A 17,553-nucleotide genomic window follows, 5' to 3' on the forward strand; every position below is an offset into this window, starting at 1 on the left:
TAGTTATGAGTGTCTCATTAGTTAGTACCACCGAAGCGGCTTTTCTTCTAAATATCTCGACAGGTAGATTGCGTTTTCTACTAAATACTGGCCGAGTTATAGGTGCGCGTAAAGTCAAAAGATTTTGGCGAATTCCTTTAAATCATAGAGGAATGCCAGAAATTACACCTGGTCGTCGTGGCCCTGAACCCACTTGGAATAAAAATCAACGCACAGCTAATACTTTTATTCATGTTCTGCGAAAGACTATAGATTATAACCGAGACCATGGAACCTCTCATACAGCAGTCGCCGTAAAAGTAGGAAGTAAAAAAGATTATTGCCACGCTGTAAAAATTCATGGGCCTTGCCAGATAGTGTATCAACCCCATCAACCTAATAGAAGTCAAGCTGGAGGTGCCCGTCTGTGGATTGAAGTAGAACCGGGAAATATAGTAGAGCGAGTATATTTCAGTAATGGAGATTATGGTCCGCCTCCGGAAGTAGTTCAGCAGCGGGTAAAACAAAAAAGTCGAAAGGCTAAACACTGTATATATGCAACGTTATAGTTTTTAACTACTATATATAGTGGTTTTGGGTAGATTTAGAGTTAAGGATGTGTGGCGATCGCTCATCCTTAACTCTAAATCTTCTTCAGGGAAGATAAGAATATTACAACGGTTTTCATTTTGGTAGACCAGTGTAAGGACGAATGGCTATTCGCCCCTAGAGAATAGTGTCTAATAATCAATCTTTATCTTTTGCGGATTCTGTAATAGGGAGAATTGAAATAGTAGCACCTGGCTTACTATTGGAAACTGTGTTGAGATTCTCTGCAAGCCAGTGGAAGAATTCAGGGAATTTCAAACCATTGAGCGACTTAGGTTGTGTTTGTGGAGAAGCAATTTCTCTGAGGTTAATCATATCTACTCCCTGAACACCGACTAGAAAAAAATTGAGTTTATTTGCCTTTGCCGCTTCTTTCGCACGCTGCGCTGATTTTTGCCATTCCTTATCCATTGTTTGCCAATTGCTGTCAGTTGGAGGTATACCTATAATATAAAATAACCAAGGTTTTTGAGAGTCCTGAATATTATTGCTTTAGTAATTATTCTGATAATTGTCTATTTTTCGCAATGCTAAATTAATTCCCTCACCCATCATCGTTTCTCCTTCAGCTTTGAAAGGAGATGGGGCAAATTTATCCATATTCACAAAATTTTGAATTCCTTGCCCATTACTATTAGAATTTATGATAGCTAATTCCACAGATTGGGATATTTTGCTACTTGGTTCAAATTCTTTTTTAAAAGCAGCAATTCCAGCATTTAAGGAATCAATACGTTCACCAGACATCGAACTAGATGTATCTACTACTAGAACAATTGGAATCTTAAGTTCAGCGGAGTGTGCTGGTCAACTTTTCTTTTCTAAGTTTGGGGGAAGAGAATGTGTTGTTGGCGATCTGGAAAGTAATGGCGTGGATGTTCCTTGGTTAAGTTGAAGGTTGCCTGCAAGTCCAGTTAAATGTTCTATTTGCAATAAATTAAATAAATTTGACGCAGAGTCTCCTGAACCACTATTACCACCAGTCATCATAATTTGAGGATAATTAATTTGGGTTTGAGCCAGTGCATCCGACCATTTTCCTTGTATTTCTATTTGAGCATAAAGTTCAGGGTTAAGAGTAGCAACTTTGGTATGAACCCTAATTTATTAGATTAATCCACAATTAAAAAAACGTGGTAAGAGAACTTCAAAAGTTTCTTTCCAGCGAATGCGGTTGATTTGGTAATTTTTTTGATCGGGAAAACTTAAAGAAGGAAGATGTCCTGGTTTTGCTTCACTAGAAAAATTAAAATCATCATACCTTTCTATCCATTTTCTACCATCATACCAACCGATATATTTTGCAAATTTGTTCTTGTAAATTGAAAAATTAAATTCTCCTGGCCTGCCTTTACATTTACACCAAATTTTTGCTTTAACACTGAAACCAAAATTACCGTTGCTGTATTCAAACCAAAGTTTATCCATGATTTTTAATGCTTCATCAGGTATTTTTTGTATGTCTTCACTGTCTAGCCGTGTTATCAAATCTCTATTTTTTGGAACGTGATTAGAACTTTCAATACTGTCAGCAATTTCTATCATTAATCTCATAGTTTCTAAATCAGCTTCTTTCCACTTTTTTTTTTGCAGAAAATCTTCTAATTTACCATAAATTTCTGGGTCGAAATTTGGTTCTAAAATAGTAGTTTCTTCTGGTTTTTGTGGAACCTGCCGATCTATAGGTAATTCTATAGGAGGAATTGATATTGGTAGTATTGATAGTTCTGGTAGTGGATATGTAGGAGAAATATTAATTTTTTGATTTTTATCTTGTTCCAGTATATCTCTAATTTCTTTTAATAAAGTAAGACCTTTATTTTTATGATGTAATTTACTAAAAATTTTATGCAATTCGTCTATATTTAGACCATTACATAGGCTTAAAAAATCAGATAAAATTACTCGCAGAGATTCATTTAGCCTCAAGTTACTAATATCAAAGCCCCCTTATTCTAGAGTATTTATAAATAATTCATACCTTTTATAAACTTGTAAAATATCCTTAAGAATTTCCTCTTTAATATCTTCATATTTACCACTTCGTTGTCTAATCTTCTCTAGAAACTCTTGAAATAAACTAGCCATAAATATTTTCTCATTCCCCTATTTTCTTAATCACTTGTTCCTGAAGCATCAAGCTTTTTACCTTTAAAGGTTCACTACCTGGATTTTTTTTACTTAAAGCATTAAATATTTTAGCTTGTTGATTTAATCCCTGACCAGAACATCTGCTTAAAAAGTTGGAAATAACAACTGGTAAAGCTTCATTAGTACGAAGTTCTCCCACAGGAAAATCAGCAGAAATATGTGCTAAAAAAAGTCGGGTATCTTTCTCGTAAAATTTATAAAGTTCATCAGCTAAAACTTCATCTGTAATCAACCCACTTGCTTCTAACTTTTCCCTATATGGTTCCATCAAAAAAGGAAGATTTTCTTCTAAATCTGGGCTAGATAATAACGCCGTATTTTTAGCCAGAACAGAAAAACAAATTTCCATTCCCAAGATAAATTGTTCTCTTAATTCCTTTATATCGGTTCTAGCTTCAAATATTTCCTCAAGAGTTTCACGGCTCACGTTTTCTACTTTGCTAATCATTTCGTCTAGTTTAGCTTCACGGTTTTCTATTTGTTCATCTTCATAGAGACTAAGAACACCTTCAAAAAGAGGTGCTAGAGGACCAGCAAATACACGACCTGCTTTAGCTGAAGCTTTCAGATAGTTTTTTGCCATTTTATTGAAGTACCAGATTATTTTTTTTTATTGAACATGAATAGAAAAATCTACTCTTTATCCTTTAGTCCTAAAAGACTATAGATATACAATACCTAAGCTTGAATTCTTGCTTCTCCCATACTGTATTGATTTGTTAGTGGCAATACTTATATATCATTTATATCATTTGATAAATTACCAATTCCAGATAACCTATAATGAATCAAATTTGAACAGAAAATTAAACGAATGATTTTTTCATTCATTGGGTGCATCTAAATTTTGAACAAAGCCAAAAATTTATTGCTTTTAAGGAAAAAGCAATAGGCAACAGGCAATAGAAAAAAAGTATTTTTACAAATATCTAAGATGCATCCTATTAATTAAAAAGCTGAGAGCTGATAGCTAATACCTAAATGCTTACAAATAATTTTTCATTCCTTAAAAATATGAGAGCTGACTGCTAATAGCTGAATGTTTATAAACGCCGTAAAACAACAATTGAACGTTCCATAACAGGAATAGGAACCTCAGCTTTATATTGCTTACCATTCTCCACAAAACGAGACTTACTCGTATCAACAATAACCACCCAATTTATATCTTTAAACTTAGGAGGAATTGTAAACTCTATCAACTCATAATGAGCATTAAAAAATATCATAAAACTATCATCAATAATCCTTTCCCCACGTTCGCCACTAGCAGGAATTTCCTCTCCGTTTAAAAATATACCAACAGCTTTAGCAAAATCAATATTCCATTGTTCCTCAGTCATTTCTCCACCATCAGGATTATACCAACCTATATCATTTACATCCGAACCATGAATAGCACGACCTTGAAACCACTTACGTCTATGAAATACTGGATGTTGACAACGGAAATAAATTAACTGTCGAGTAAAATCTAATAAATCTGAATTTTCTACTTGTAAATTCCAATCCAACCAAGAAATTTGATTATCCTGACAATAAGCATTATTATTACCATTTTGTGTCCGCCCAAATTCATCTCCACCTAATAACATTGGTACGCCTTGAGATAACATTAAAGTCACTAAAAAATTACGCCTTTGACGGTTTCTTATATTTAGTACATCGGGGTCGTCTGTTTCTCCTTCTTCTCCAGAATTCCAAGAACGATTATATTCTTCTCCATCATTATTATCTTCCCCATTTGCTTCGTTATGTTTTTCGTCATAACTAACTAGATCGTTGAGAGTAAAACCATCGTGGGCAGTTACAAAATTAATACTCGCATGAGGTAATCTACCATTAGCAGCATATAAGTCAGAACTACCTGTAAAACGATAGGCAAATTCAGATAATGTTTCCTCTTCCCCTCGCCAAAAATCTCTAACTGCATCTCGATATTTACCATTCCATTCTGACCACAAGAGGGGGAAATTCCCAACTTGATAACCACCTTCTCCCACATCCCAAGGTTCCGCAATTAATTTCACATTGGAAATAACCGGGTCTTGATGCACAATATCAAAGAAAGCTGCCAAAGTATCTACGTCATATAATTCTCGCGCCAAAGCTGAAGCTAAATCAAATCGAAAACCATCCACGTGCATTTCCGTCACCCAGTAGCGCAGACTATCCATAATTAACTTCAATACCTGGGGGTGACGAACGTTGAGAGAATTACCACAACCAGTAAAATCCATATAGTAGCGGAGTTCATCTTCTACTAAGCGATAATAGGCAGCATTATCAATACCTTTGAAAGATAAAGTCGGACCCAGATGATTACCTTCTCCAGTATGGTTGTAGACTACATCCAATATCACCTCAATACCAGCATTGTGCAATGCTTTGACCATTTGTTTAAATTCTCGAACTTGCTCCCCTGCTTTACCGCTAGAACTATAACCACAGTAGGGAGCAAAATAATTAATCGAGTCATAACCCCAATAATTAGATAATTCCTTATCAACCAAATGTCCTGGATATCGGAGAAAATGATGTACTGGCATTAACTCCACCGTTGTAATGCCTAAAGATTGGAAATAAGCGATCGCTGTTGGATGTGCTAACCCTGCATAAGTGCCCCTGAGATTTTCGGGAATATCAGGATGGAGTTTAGTAAATCCTCTGGGATGAATTTCATAAATTATGGTTTCGTGGTTGGGAATGTTTAATAATTTGTCGTTTTCCCAATCAAAACTTTCATCAATTACCACAGATTTTGGCATCAGATGAGCATCATCATCTAAAGTACAAGCTAAATCTTTTTCTGGATTATCCCAAGAATAGGCAAATATTTCTTGACCATAGAGGATATCCCCATCAATTGCTTTAGCGTAAGGGTCAATTAGTAATTTATTGGGGTTAAAACGATGACCTTGGGATGGTTCGTAGGGGCCATGTACTCGAAATCCATATTTTTGACCAGGACTAATACCTGGTAGATATCCATGCCAGACAAAGTTACTTACTTCTGTCAGAGTGAGTCGTGTTTCTTGGTTTTGCTTGTCAAATAAGCAAAGTTCTATACTGGTAGCATTTTCAGAGAAGATGGCGAAGTTGGTGCCTTTACCATCCCAGGATGCTCCCAGGGGAAATGGTTTTCCAGGCCAAAGAGGTACATACATAAATCAACCGGGAACTCTTCATAATTAGAATAACAGCAAACGGTGCGAGCCATCCAATGGGAGCTATCCAGTGCGAGCTATCCAGTGCGAGCTTCTAGCTCGCCAGAATATTATTAAAATTGTCAGAAAATAATTTCAATTCCCAGAAAATAATTTCAATTCCTAACAGGTTTGGTATTATTATTAAATAGGCGAGCAAGATGGTCGCACTGGAAAACTGATAACCGATAACTGAAATGACTCAATGTTTAAATCCTGACTGTTTAAAACCTAACCCACCAGAAACAATATTCTGTCAAAGCTGTGGTGAAAAATTGGTTTTAAACGAACGTTATCGCCCTCTAAAAATTATCGGGCAAGGAGGTTTTGGCAGAACTTTTCAAGCAGTAGATGAATATAAACCTTCAAAGCCTTTTTGTGTAATTAAACAATTTTTTCCTCAAGCACAAGGAACTAAATATTTATCAAAAGCTGCGGAATTATTTGCTCAAGAAGCTCAACGTTTAGATGGTTTAGGTAGACATCCACAAATTCCCGAACTTTTAGCATATTTTACTCAGGATAATCGACAGTATTTAGTACAAGAATTTATCGACGGGCAAAATTTACAACAGGAATTAGAAGAGTCGGGAGCTTTTGATCAAAGTCAAGTTGTAGAGTTGTTAAAAAGTTTATTGCCTGTATTGGAATTTATTCATTCTCAACAAGTAATTCATCAAAACTGGATTTCGAGAAGCTCAACCCGATGTCTCTTGTTACATTGGTGAAAATGCAAATGTTATTCCAAGGGGAACTTCTATTATCGATCTAGATATTTATCCTCCACCAACCCTAGTCATTGAAGTTGCTAATACCTCCCTATTAGATGATAAAGGTGAAAAACGTTTGTTGTATGAAGCAATGAATGTCTCTGAATATTGGATAGTTGACGTACAGAATCTAGAAATTATTGCTTTTGCAGTTGCCAATGGAGGAAGTAGAAAAATTAATCAGTCTCAAGTTTTGCCTGGTTTAGCTATTTCTTTGTTAGAAGAAGCACTTCAGCGCAGTTGCCAAACAAACCAAGGTCAAGTTTATCCTTGGTTATTAAAGGAATTTCAACAGAAGTAGAAATAAACTCGTTAATCCATCCGTACATCCGTGGCAGAATCCTTGTATGCGCTTTTCTCTATTTACCTCATCATTCTCTCAAGCTTCAAAAAAAATAAATAGAGATTTATCTTACATCTCCCCAAAAATAGCGAAAATCATTTTGTGAAGCTCAGAAAGATATACATAACAACCTCTGGCAAGGGAGAATCTTCCTCCCACTGCTGTTCTCCTGGTGGCGATCGCTACTTCTATAACATTACCTACTCTCATCCCACAATCATTTTATGAAGCTCCAAAAAAATCGGCGATGGATTTTGTCTTGCACTCCCTAAATAACCGTGATACTATTTTATTATTAGGGATTGCTCGCCTATACGCATGACTTTTTATTCAACGCAAAAAATGAATTTTTTTGAGAGTAACTAATATAGTATAGTCTATGTTGTCATAGAAATCTACACGAAAATCATTTTGTGCAGCCTCTCAATGGAATATGTATATGGGAATGAACAACCTCTGGCAAGGGAAAATCTTACTGCCACTTTTTCTTCTCTCTTGTGGCAATCGCTACTTCTATTGTTATCCTACAATCATTTTATTAAGCTCCAAAAAAAACGGCGATGGATTTTGCCTTGCACTCCCTAAATAACCATGATACTATTTTATTATTGGGGTTTGCTCGCCTATACGCATGACTTTTTATTCAACCCGGTAAAAGTATTTTTTCAGACTAATAATCTCTTTTGTCATAGAAATAGCTAGCCAAACCTAGACCGCCGAAAATCATTTTGTGAAGCTCAGGAAAAATCAGATGAATTTTTCCATGTTCGTATCCTCTAAGTATCAATCATATCTAAAATTCTAGAAGCGATCGCTATCTATAAACCCAAAACAAAAACATTCATTCTCTAAAGCTGATAAAAAAAATCGGTAATGGGAGGGATTGTTGCCTTGGCTCAAAAATTTTGATAAAATTTTATTTTTAGGGGCTGTTCGCCTATGCACATGACTTTTTATTCAACTAAAGAACACCAAAAAGCTAAAGAACTAAGTGAAATAAAGGCTAATATCTACCAAAATCACAACCTAAGTATCACAAAAAAGTAGATAGGTCAACTCCCATAAAAAAGAGAAGAGAAAAATTAGTTATTCATAGTAGAGGAAGATAGGAGCGATCGCCAAGCAAAACAACCAAATAATCAGTATTTGCAGCTTTAAGATCTAGTCAAGTGATAACTAGCCGTTGGAATTTACCACTGTTCATAGCTTACCACAAAATTGAAGAACAGAAGTGAAAATATTGAAACTTCGTTAGCCAATAGAGAAAACTTCAAAATTTTTTTGTCAGAGATCGATGACAAACTTTAAAATTTTCAAACAAAAAATTAAAACCTATAACTAAAACTTAAAAACCCACCAAATGTAATTTACTAGGGTGGGTAAAAATAGTTAAAGATAGAAAAAATTTATTACATCATCTTGTCTAACCTATTAATACGCTTCAACAATCGTATAAAAGCAAACCCCATCACAACAACCACTAAAACCAAAGCTAATGCTAGACCAGGCTGATTATTAACATAGAGAATAGTCGCCGACAAAGTAAAACCACTGATAAGCAGGGCATAATTAGTACCCATTTGCACATTGCTAACCCGCCGAACCAACCTATCTGTTTCCGTAGCCCGAACCCGAACCCTAATATCCCCCTGCTCCAACTTATCAATCGCATCCTCAATACGACGAGGCAAACCCAAAGCAGTAGAACTAACCTGAGCCGCTTGACGACCTAGTTCATTAAAAATAGTATTTTGAGAATTTCCATCAGACATCAGCTCCATGGCAAACGGTTGTGCCACCTCCATAAAATTAAACTCTGGGTCTAAACCCTTACCAACCCCCTCCAAAGTAGAGAAAGCTCGCATCACAAAAGTAAAAGTTGCCGGAAAACGGAAAGGTTGGTCATAAGCAACCTCATACAAATCATCACTAATAGCTGTGATTGACTGAGCTTCAAACGGCTTATCCATAAAATTATCCAACATATATTGGATCGACCGTCTCACCGGACCCATATCTCCAGTAGGAGTTAACGCTCCTAAATCTATTAGAGAGACAACCACTCTTTCAGCATCCTTTGAAGCAATGCCATAGAGAGTTGCCATGAGTTTTTCCCGGATATTGGACTTGATTTGTCCCATCATGCCAAAATCGTAGAAAATCAATCCCCCCTCTGGACTAACAGCAATATTGCCCGGATGAGGATCGGCATGGAAAAACCCGTCATTCAAAAGTTGTCTTAAGTAAGCTTCAGCCCCCATTCTAGCCAAAGCCTTGCGGTCTTGACCTGACGCTTCCAGAGCTTCATAATTACTAATTTTGATACCCGGGACATATTCTAAGGTCAGTACCCGTGGTGCTGAATACCGCCAATAAACTCTTGGTACTTTTACCCAATTACAATTTCGGAAGTTACGGCGAAAGGTATCAGCATTGCGACCTTCGTTGAGATAATCTATTTCTAGCCACAGAATTCGGCAACATTCTTCATAGATACCCAACCAATCTCGACCGCGACCCCATTCTGGATGTCTTTGAAAATAACGAGCTACCCCTTTAAGAATAGTTAGATCGATTTGGAATAGTTTTTTCAGCCCTGGTCTTTGTATTTTGACTACTACATCTTCGCCAGAATGAAGTTGTGCTCTATGAACTTGACCTAAACTCGCCGCAGCTAGGGGTACTGGTTCAAAGCTATGGTATAGTTCGTCTGTATTTTTTCCGAGGTCTTCTAAGATTATTGTTTCTACCTGTTCGTATTTGAAAGCGGGGACTTTATCTTGGAGTTTTGAAAGCTCTTCGACGTACTCAACAGGAAATAAGTCTGCACGGGTAGAGAATAGTTGTCCCAACTTGATGAAGGTGGGACCTAATTCTAGCATTGTCTCTCGTACCCAAATTGCTTGTTTGCGACGTCTGAGATTTTTCTTTTCTTCTGTTACTCCCCCTCGGTAGCTCCAATTTTTTTTGTCTACCCATAGCCAGGTTAGCCAGGTGAGAAAAAAAGCCCAAATATCAATGTAACGACGCTGGCGAGAATAATTTTCTCTATTCCAGCGATAAGCTTTATCACTATAGGATTTTGTGGAGGCTTTGGTCATTGAGCCTCCAGTTGTATAGTTAGCTTGTCCCTTGCGGTTAATGATGTTGTCATCAAGGAGAACAGACACAGTAGCAGTATATAATAATTTGTGATATGATTTAAAGATTTGCTGATAGCAATGGACAAAATTAGCGGTTGGGTTGTCTTTAGACAGAACCACTACGATATTTTTGTAGTTCCGATCTAACTTGAGCGACTTCAGCTCTTAAGTCGTCGATTATAGCTTGTAGGTCTTTGGGTTGATAGTTTAAGTTGCTGGAGCTACTGACATTATTTTCTGCTTGAGCTTCCCGGTCTGCTCTTTCTAATGCTTGTTCAATGAAACTTCGCAAATTCTCTCTTTGCTCTGCATCAAATTTTCCTAGTGTACTAAGAGAGTTGGTAACAACATTTTCTAGTTGTTCGTAAACTCCTTCTGCAATAGCTCTACCAACGAAAAAGGCATGAAGTGGTGATTTACTCATAATTCAAAGTTGTCTATGTTGAAAATTTACTAATTAATTTTGATTGATATTTTCTGGAAAAGCAAGGCTTATCTTTATTTTTACTTACTTAACAAGGTTTCTCTTGATTTTTCAATTATGCTAATGGTTGTTAAGCAAATTTTAATGCTTGATGTTTGATTTATTTACTATATATTTACTATAAAAATACCTTAATCACCACCCTGTTAAAATACTTCTAATTTATTTACTTGATTTGTTAATCTTTTCCAGTTTTTGAGACCTAATTATCTCAGTTGTCTATTAAAACTATGCTGATTGTAAAGTATTGTATCACATCATCTTATAAATATCCGTATCTTGCAGGTAGCAAGATGTCTACCTTTGTTTTATTTTTCCAATCTGAACTTGCAGATGTGTTATATCATGTCCGGTTAAATACTTAGAAATAACTACGGAGGAGTCAGGTAGGGGATCCAGCCGTCGGATTAGCGACGTACAGGAGTCAGGAGGGAAGAAGAAGGAAGAGAAGAAGAAAGTTTTTTATTACTATTACTAATTAAACGGACATGATATTACAGCAGTTTTGGAGTTGATAAGGTACAAAATTTTAGGACTTTAGGGAGTAGGGAGTAGGGAAAAAAGATTAGCCTTAAAAGCGTACCTTACTATCCTAAAAAGTGCTGTAGGAGTATAATTATCCTACAGGCCATGTCCAATAATTAATGAAAATCTTCCCAGTATTAAAGTGTTATAGAATACAAGTATATTTATCTACTCTAAATACTAATTCTATTTCTATCTATCTAATACCACAATAGTAAAATTATGGAAAAGGGAGGGATGAATAAGAAATAAAGAAAGAAAAAAAATAAGAAATAATGATAGAGATAGATGGCAACTAGGATTTGATCGACTCTTTACTATGCAGATTTTTTTAATTTGATTTTTATAGTATGATTTTTGATAATTGATATAAATAGCTGTTAGCTGAATTATTGTATATTTTTTTAGAGTAGCGATCGCTCACGATAGCAAGTATTCAGATGTGGTATAAAGTATGTAATTTTTAGCATTAACTAAAATGTGAAAAATACTGCTACAAACATTGCTTCAAAAATTGAATTTATAATTTATCTGTAAAAAATCAAATTAATAGTAGTCATTAGGATACTGATTTTGTTGTTGATATTTTTGATAGTTATACTCAAGAGGTTTAGATTGATGGTCAGAAGGATAGTCTAATTTTTCTGACAAATAAATTTCTTCATTGACAGAATAATTGTGGCTAGGTATTTGAATTTTTAAATCAGAAGAATAATATGGTTGATATGACTGGTAATTCTCCCCAGAAGAGTTAGACCCACTATTAGGAAAAACTTCATCTGTGTCAACATAAGGTTTAGGCAATTTGTTCAATTTTGGTGGAGTTGTAGAGTAAGTTTTTACCGAAGGAGAATCAAAAAGAGGGCTAGATGGATCGTGCTCTCTGAAAGCATATTCAGACTCATTATTCAGAGTTTCTAGTAAATTACCTGCCGTTAAAGATACTGTTTTTTTGTTAGCTTTTGCATAACTATAACGAAGGGTAATATCAAAACCTATCCACCCAAAAGTTGCTGCTGTAAATAGAAACACTAAAAAAATTGTTAATTGCAAAGAAAGTTGATTAATCCAATTAAAATTCTTTTCCAAAGAACAATTTTTTAAAATATTAATTGGTGCTTTATTTTCGTGATAATTCTTGATTTTTGATTGATTGCTAAAATCATTTTTAACTTTATTATTCATATTTGACTTAAAGTTAGTATCCATCAAGCCATAATTACTATTAACTTCACAACAACTTTCTTTTACTTGGTATTTTTGTTTACTTACCTGTGAAATCTCCGACTTATCCAACAGTAGTGCAAACCAATTATCCAAAGTTTGAGGTCGTTTTTGAGGGTCTATTTCCAATCCTTTGATAATCGCATTCTCAATATTTGGAGAAAGATTCGTTTCCAGTAATCTTAGCTCAGTTGTAGACACTATAAGTGTTTGAGGAATAGCTTCATCACTGAGCCTTAAAGCTGCAGGAGTAGGAGCTTTACCAGTAAGTAAATAGTATAATGTAGCAGTCAAAGCATAAATATCTGCTGCGGGAGTTAACTTTTGTTCTAGATCGCACTGTTCAGGTGCTGCATATCCCACAGAAAATAAATTAGTATAAGTTTGCCTAATTCCAGCAGTTAAGTCACAGGTAATACCAAAATCAGTGAGTATTACTGTATTAGTTCCCTGTTGCCTAATAATATTTTTAGGCTGTATATCCCGATGTAAAAAACCATTTTTGTGAACTACTGATAAAGCTGAAGCAATTTGATGTACATAATCAATAGCTTCGTTGGGATGAAGTTTATGGCCAGACTGTATTAAATCAGCCAAATTTTGACCAGGAATATAGTCCATTACCATGAAGAAGAACTGCTCTTCCTCAAAAAAGTCCCACACTCTAACGATGTTAGGATGTCTAGAGTTTGTCAGAAGATGAACCTCATCTATAAATTGATGTTTAAATTTAGCAAAATCTTGATGATGGCGTAGACTTTCATTCAGGGTTTTCAGGACAACAATTTGATTGTGTTGATGATGAATAGCTCGGTAGGTTATACCAAAGCCTCCTTGGCCTAAGATACTATCAATAGTATATTTTCCTTTTTGAAGGACAACTCCTGGTTTAAGATTCATAAACACTAATTTTCACAAAAGCGTTACTTGTCAGAATACAACAATATTTTTGTAGTTGATTCTGTTCGATTGATTATAGATTAAGTTTCTAAAATTGGAAAATCTTGATATGGCATCAGGGTGAAAGAAAGTCGTTAAGCACTAGCCTGAAAGAGCGGAATCAACTAATCTAAATCAGTAGGTATTGAGGATAGTAAAACAAAAAAATAAATCAATAAAATCAAAATAAATATGAGTGAAAAAAATTCTGAGTCCGCACTTGGTCTACCTGCAAAAAATTTTGTCCTAGGTTTACCAATACATTGTATTGATGACTACTCTGGTTATTTACTTTCTCGATTAGAGAAGGGACTGGGAACTCATGTAGTGACACTAAATGCTGAAATGGTTATGCAGGGAGAGAAAAATCACGTCTTGGCTGAGATAATCCGTCGAGCTGAATTGGTAGTTCCTGATGGGGCAGGTGTTGTTCTATACTTAAGGCTTAAGGGTAAATCTGTACAGCGTTGTCCTGGTATTGAATTAGCAGAGAGTATTTTGTGGCAAGTACCAAGACAGAATCCAGACAACTTGGTATTTTTCTATGGAGGAAAACCAGGGGTAGCTATGAAAGCGGCAGACATTTGGCAACAAAAAGTGTCAGAGTTAGCGTTTGCTTGTCAGCATGGTTATTTATCTCCGGCAGAAGAAACAGAATTGCTAAGTACTTTAGAGCAGTTACAGCCAAAACTAATATTTGTAGGTTTGGGAGTACCTCGCCAGGAGTTGTGGATTGCAGAACATAAACATATTTGTCCTCACGCAGTCTGGATTGGTATTGGTGGTAGTTTGGATATATGGGCTGGGGTGAAGGAAAGAGCGCCTGATTGGTTTTGTAACAATTCTTTGGAGTGGTTGTATAGACTTTATCAAGAACCTTGGCGCTGGCGACGAATGTTGGCTTTACCACATTTTGCTTGGAAGACTTTAATGGAGGTGAAATTTTAGTAAGGATTAAGCCAATTGTAATGTTTATAGTTGATAATTTAACCTAATTTGTAGTGAAAAGTCAACTATTAATTTTGACTTCTAGGAATAATTTTGATCGGGAGCAAGAAAGTTTGATTTAAATTTTGTGGAATTTATCACTTTTATGAAGTACATATTTCTCAATTTTAGAAAGTGAGGAATAGGGAATAGCTAAATAGAGATGAGAGTATTTGGTATTAAAATTAGTTGTTATTTTTGCCTATTCTGAAGCTTTAAATATTTTTATTGGTCAAGTTTTTAAGAATTAATACCCAATTCATAAGAAGTTGCATAGAATAATATTTTAATCAGAATTGAGTGTAGATCGAGAAAGACTTGTTAATAAATTTCATAATTCTGTGCAGCCTCACATAAAATTGGTATCAAACCTAACACCTAACACCTAAACCTAATTCTATGCAGTCTCATATAAAATTGGTAAAGTTATCTGCAAAGCACTATAAAAAATTGAGATAGGGAAAGGTAGGCAAAAAAATCAAATAAACTGTACAACTTATGTCATATAGTTTTGACGAATTAGTATCAATAACGCTATTTCCGAGAGCTAAAAAAAATTGTTATAGAACAGCCACATCAAAAAAATCTAGCGATATATCTGAGAAAGGAAAACTTAGTAAAGTACAACATTTTATTCATAAATAAGGAATCAAAAAATTATGAATTTTGAATATGAATATCAACGATGCTTAGAAAAATTGAAATGGGCAACTGGGAAATTACAGGTAGAAGTTCAATCAGAAAAACTTGCTGAAATTGCCGAGTTAGTTGTGCAACCAATGATGAGTCCTTGGCGTTATTTTCATACTCCAAATCATATCTTTGAAGTGGGAGGTTCACAGGATGCAATAGAAGTATTAGCTGCTTTATTCCATGATGTAGTCTATCTACAAATAGATCATAGTGTTAATTTTAATCTCAGCTATTACATTACTCCTTATATTAAAGAGGTACAAGGAAAATTAAAAATTCGGGAAACAAATGAATTGCCGAAAGATAAAATTTTTGAAATAATAGCATCTATTTTTGGTTTTTTTGCTGGTCAGATTTTATTACCTTTTGGTGGGCAAAATGAATTTATGAGCGCTGTTGTTGCGACCAAAGCAATGGAAAAATTTTTGACAACTAAACATCTATTTAAAATCGCTGCTTGTATTGAAGCTAGTATTCCATTTCAACCTATTTCAGAAAATGGCTTAACTGCTACTGAACGTCTTTATCAAAGACTTAAAGAAACTAATATTAAGTGGAATATTAATTTAACTGATGCTGAACTATATCAAACAATTAAAAAATCAGTTAGACTATCTAATCGAGATGTTATTGGCTTTGGTTCACCTAGTTCAATTTTTCTAGATAATACCTGGAATTTATTACCAGAAACTAACCACAATCTCATCAATGGTAATTCATACACTATTTCTGAGTACCGAATTGCTTTAGAAAAAACTGAAGGTTTTATTAAATCTTTAAATCCCGATTTAATTTTTCGCAGATTTGATGGAGAACCCAATGAAAAAACTTACATAATTTGGGTTAATCAGGCAAAGAAAAATCTTGAAATTGCTAAAATTTATCTAGGAAGTAAAATTTTTACTCTAGGTTTTATTGAAGCATTATCTATGCGATTGGGCTTGAATATACCTCTTTCTACAATGATTGGAGAATTGCCAACTCAAGGATTTAATCCGGCTCATTTGGAGAGTTTTTTACCAGATATTAATAATCCTTATCAGCCTAAAAATAGTCTGGAACGTGAAGTATTAACTTTGTTGGCAGACGGGCGATGTCAAAATGCCGCTTATGATATGAGAAACTCACCATTGAGTACATTTATAGTTATATATATAGGATTTGAAGAAGTAAAAAAACAAAGGGAAAGAACTAAAGAATTATTTCAAAAAAGTATTTCTCCTGAAGATTTTATTGATGGCTGTAACCAAGATTTAGTAAAAATAATTATTGATGGAATTTTAGAATTGTTTGAGAGTCGTAAACAGGCAATTAGTGGAGTCAAAAAAGGCAATTGTACTCACTGGAATAAACAGAAACAATGCCAATAATATTATGTATCTTTGAATTTCCACAATAAAAATTTTAGGGAACAGGGAACAGGGCACAGGAAGAAATTTATCAGAGATCACATTTTTACCCTTGGCTAATTAATCAGGCTTGATATAATAGACCTCTTCAAAAATTTAAAATAAAATCAATTATTATCCATAAATTATCAATTTTATCGAAAAATTGTGGTTTAAAGCCTCCCCTTTTAAGGGGATAATAAATAAAAATTTTCATGATTAGTCAATCCTCTTCTTTTCAAGAATTAATTATTAATAATTAATTCTTGGGTAGTCCTGTATATATAGTGATCAAATTATGGTGAAGCGATCGCTTGATGATCATCATGAATGAAATACGCGCGTAGCTCCCAAATGATTTTCTAATTTTTTAGAGAAAGATAAAGTTTTCCTGACTCAACGAGAAATTCTTTGAAGTCAAGTATTATTTAATATTTCTATATGAGCAGTTAAACCAGTTTCCTTTCCTACTGATTTATGCCTACAATCAGAAAAAATCAGATCATAAGCTGACCAAAAATCTGTATAATAAACTGCACATTGCCCATAGATACCAGGCAATGAATTCCACAATCTACTTGCACCTTTTTCTGGTCTTTCTCCTTAAAAGAAACCCACAATTTCTTTAGTTCCTATATCAATTGCTAGCCATCACCACTGTTTGTTGTTTTTATTCCCAACAAATCACCACATTTCATCACACTCAATGGTCAGTCTCCCGGTTTTTTTTTAGTACATTGAACAGACTGTGAAACTTCAGCATACTTACGATTGACATAGTTTTGCATCCATTTTTCAGATACACCTGTTATCGGAATAATGCCAGCCAAACTGATTTTTTCTAGTAATAATTTATCAATCAATTCAATGGGAGTGATTGTTGATGTATACTTTGGAGTTATTGGGGACAAATTGCCTTTTACAGGTTTGACATTGATCTTTCTGTTTTTTATGATTAATTGTCCCGTTTTTAATAATATGGCTACTACCACAGCTTGGACAAATTAAATGATTATTTTGCATGGGATTAGATGTGAATGAAAAATTGTTGAACTGTATATTAGGATGATTTTTGGTATGATATTTAGGGTGGATTTATTCATAATTTAGTG

The 17,553-nt window shown here is 34.7% G+C and carries 14 protein-coding genes and 2 pseudogenes; 6 read left to right on the top strand and 10 right to left on the bottom strand.

Annotated elements, in window-relative coordinates:
• Nucleotides 1–5 precede the first annotated feature (5 nt).
• Entirely contained in the window at nt 6–548 is a 543-nt protein-coding gene (locus tag F6K06_RS16645; protein WP_287242167.1) for a DNA-binding protein, read from the top strand.
• Nucleotides 549–726: 178 nt separating this feature from the next.
• On the opposite strand, the gene F6K06_RS16650 is transcribed toward F6K06_RS16645, so the two are convergent.
• The gene (locus F6K06_RS16650) at nt 727–999 is read right to left on the bottom strand and encodes a hypothetical protein (RefSeq protein WP_124143080.1); all 273 of its coding nucleotides are present in this window, start codon (nt 997–999) and stop codon (nt 727–729) included.
• Nucleotides 1,000–1,231: 232 nt separating this feature from the next.
• On the opposite strand from F6K06_RS16650, the gene F6K06_RS16655 reads away from it, so the two are divergent.
• Entirely contained in the window at nt 1,232–1,483 is a 252-nt protein-coding gene (locus F6K06_RS16655; protein WP_124143081.1) for a hypothetical protein, read from the top strand.
• Nucleotides 1,484–1,695: 212 nt separating this feature from the next.
• On the opposite strand, the gene F6K06_RS16660 is transcribed toward F6K06_RS16655, so the two are convergent.
• The 4 genes from F6K06_RS16660 to glgX all read right to left on the bottom strand — a co-directional run bounded on the left by F6K06_RS16660 (nt 1,696) and on the right by glgX (nt 5,906).
• On the bottom strand, nt 1,696–2,442 hold the full coding sequence (locus F6K06_RS16660; RefSeq protein WP_161564309.1) for a GUN4 domain-containing protein: 747 nt from the start codon (nt 2,440–2,442) through the stop codon (nt 1,696–1,698).
• Between the two features lie 96 nt (nt 2,443–2,538).
• On the bottom strand, nt 2,539–2,676 hold the full coding sequence (locus F6K06_RS16665) for a hypothetical protein (protein ID WP_161564310.1): 138 nt from the start codon (nt 2,674–2,676) through the stop codon (nt 2,539–2,541).
• A 10-nt stretch (nt 2,677–2,686) separates the two neighbouring features.
• Nucleotides 2,687–3,322, bottom strand: a complete 636-nt coding sequence (locus tag F6K06_RS16670) for a hypothetical protein (protein ID WP_287242159.1) — start codon at nt 3,320–3,322, stop codon at nt 2,687–2,689.
• Nucleotides 3,323–3,782: 460 nt separating this feature from the next.
• Nucleotides 3,783–5,906: a glycogen debranching protein GlgX gene (glgX, locus tag F6K06_RS16675; RefSeq protein ID WP_124143084.1), complete on the bottom strand. Its 2,124-nt coding sequence runs from the start codon at nt 5,904–5,906 to the stop codon at nt 3,783–3,785.
• 236 nt (nt 5,907–6,142) lie between these two features.
• Here glgX and F6K06_RS16680 point away from each other — a divergent pair.
• Nucleotides 6,143–6,664, top strand: a pseudogene (locus F6K06_RS16680) (protein kinase); the annotation flags it as partial.
• Nucleotides 6,665–6,686: 22 nt separating this feature from the next.
• Complete coding sequence (locus tag F6K06_RS16685) at nt 6,687–7,016, top strand: Uma2 family endonuclease (RefSeq protein WP_338043121.1); 330 nt, start codon at nt 6,687–6,689, stop codon at nt 7,014–7,016.
• 111 nt (nt 7,017–7,127) lie between these two features.
• Here F6K06_RS16685 and F6K06_RS16690 read toward each other — a convergent pair whose 3' ends face one another.
• From F6K06_RS16690 to F6K06_RS16705, 4 genes are all read right to left on the bottom strand, one after another.
• Nucleotides 7,128–7,268: a hypothetical protein gene (locus F6K06_RS16690; RefSeq protein WP_161564311.1), complete on the bottom strand. Its 141-nt coding sequence runs from the start codon at nt 7,266–7,268 to the stop codon at nt 7,128–7,130.
• Between the two features lie 1,199 nt (nt 7,269–8,467).
• On the bottom strand, nt 8,468–10,228 hold the full coding sequence (locus tag F6K06_RS16695; protein WP_124143115.1) for an AarF/ABC1/UbiB kinase family protein: 1,761 nt from the start codon (nt 10,226–10,228) through the stop codon (nt 8,468–8,470).
• Between the two features lie 79 nt (nt 10,229–10,307).
• Nucleotides 10,308–10,625 (bottom strand): DUF6825 family protein, encoded by a 318-nt coding sequence (locus tag F6K06_RS16700; protein WP_124143087.1) that lies wholly within the window; start codon nt 10,623–10,625, stop codon nt 10,308–10,310.
• A 1,131-nt stretch (nt 10,626–11,756) separates the two neighbouring features.
• The gene (locus F6K06_RS16705; RefSeq protein WP_287242155.1) at nt 11,757–13,334 is read right to left on the bottom strand and encodes a serine/threonine-protein kinase; all 1,578 of its coding nucleotides are present in this window, start codon (nt 13,332–13,334) and stop codon (nt 11,757–11,759) included.
• 231 nt (nt 13,335–13,565) lie between these two features.
• On the opposite strand from F6K06_RS16705, the gene F6K06_RS16710 reads away from it, so the two are divergent.
• Both F6K06_RS16710 and F6K06_RS16715 read left to right on the top strand, forming a co-directional pair.
• Nucleotides 13,566–14,321, top strand: a complete 756-nt coding sequence (locus tag F6K06_RS16710; protein WP_124143089.1) for a WecB/TagA/CpsF family glycosyltransferase — start codon at nt 13,566–13,568, stop codon at nt 14,319–14,321.
• Nucleotides 14,322–15,019: 698 nt separating this feature from the next.
• Entirely contained in the window at nt 15,020–16,423 is a 1,404-nt protein-coding gene (locus F6K06_RS16715; protein ID WP_124143090.1) for a hypothetical protein, read from the top strand.
• A gap of 417 nt (nt 16,424–16,840) precedes the next feature.
• Here the strand turns inward: F6K06_RS16715 and F6K06_RS16720 are convergent.
• A pseudogene (locus F6K06_RS16720) lies at nt 16,841–17,464 on the bottom strand (IS1 family transposase); the annotation flags it as partial.
• Nucleotides 17,465–17,553 lie beyond the last annotated feature (89 nt).

The sequence above is a fragment of the Okeania sp. SIO1H4 genome (assembly GCF_010672695.1).
GTDB classification, from domain to species: domain Bacteria; phylum Cyanobacteriota; class Cyanobacteriia; order Cyanobacteriales; family Microcoleaceae; genus Okeania; species Okeania hirsuta.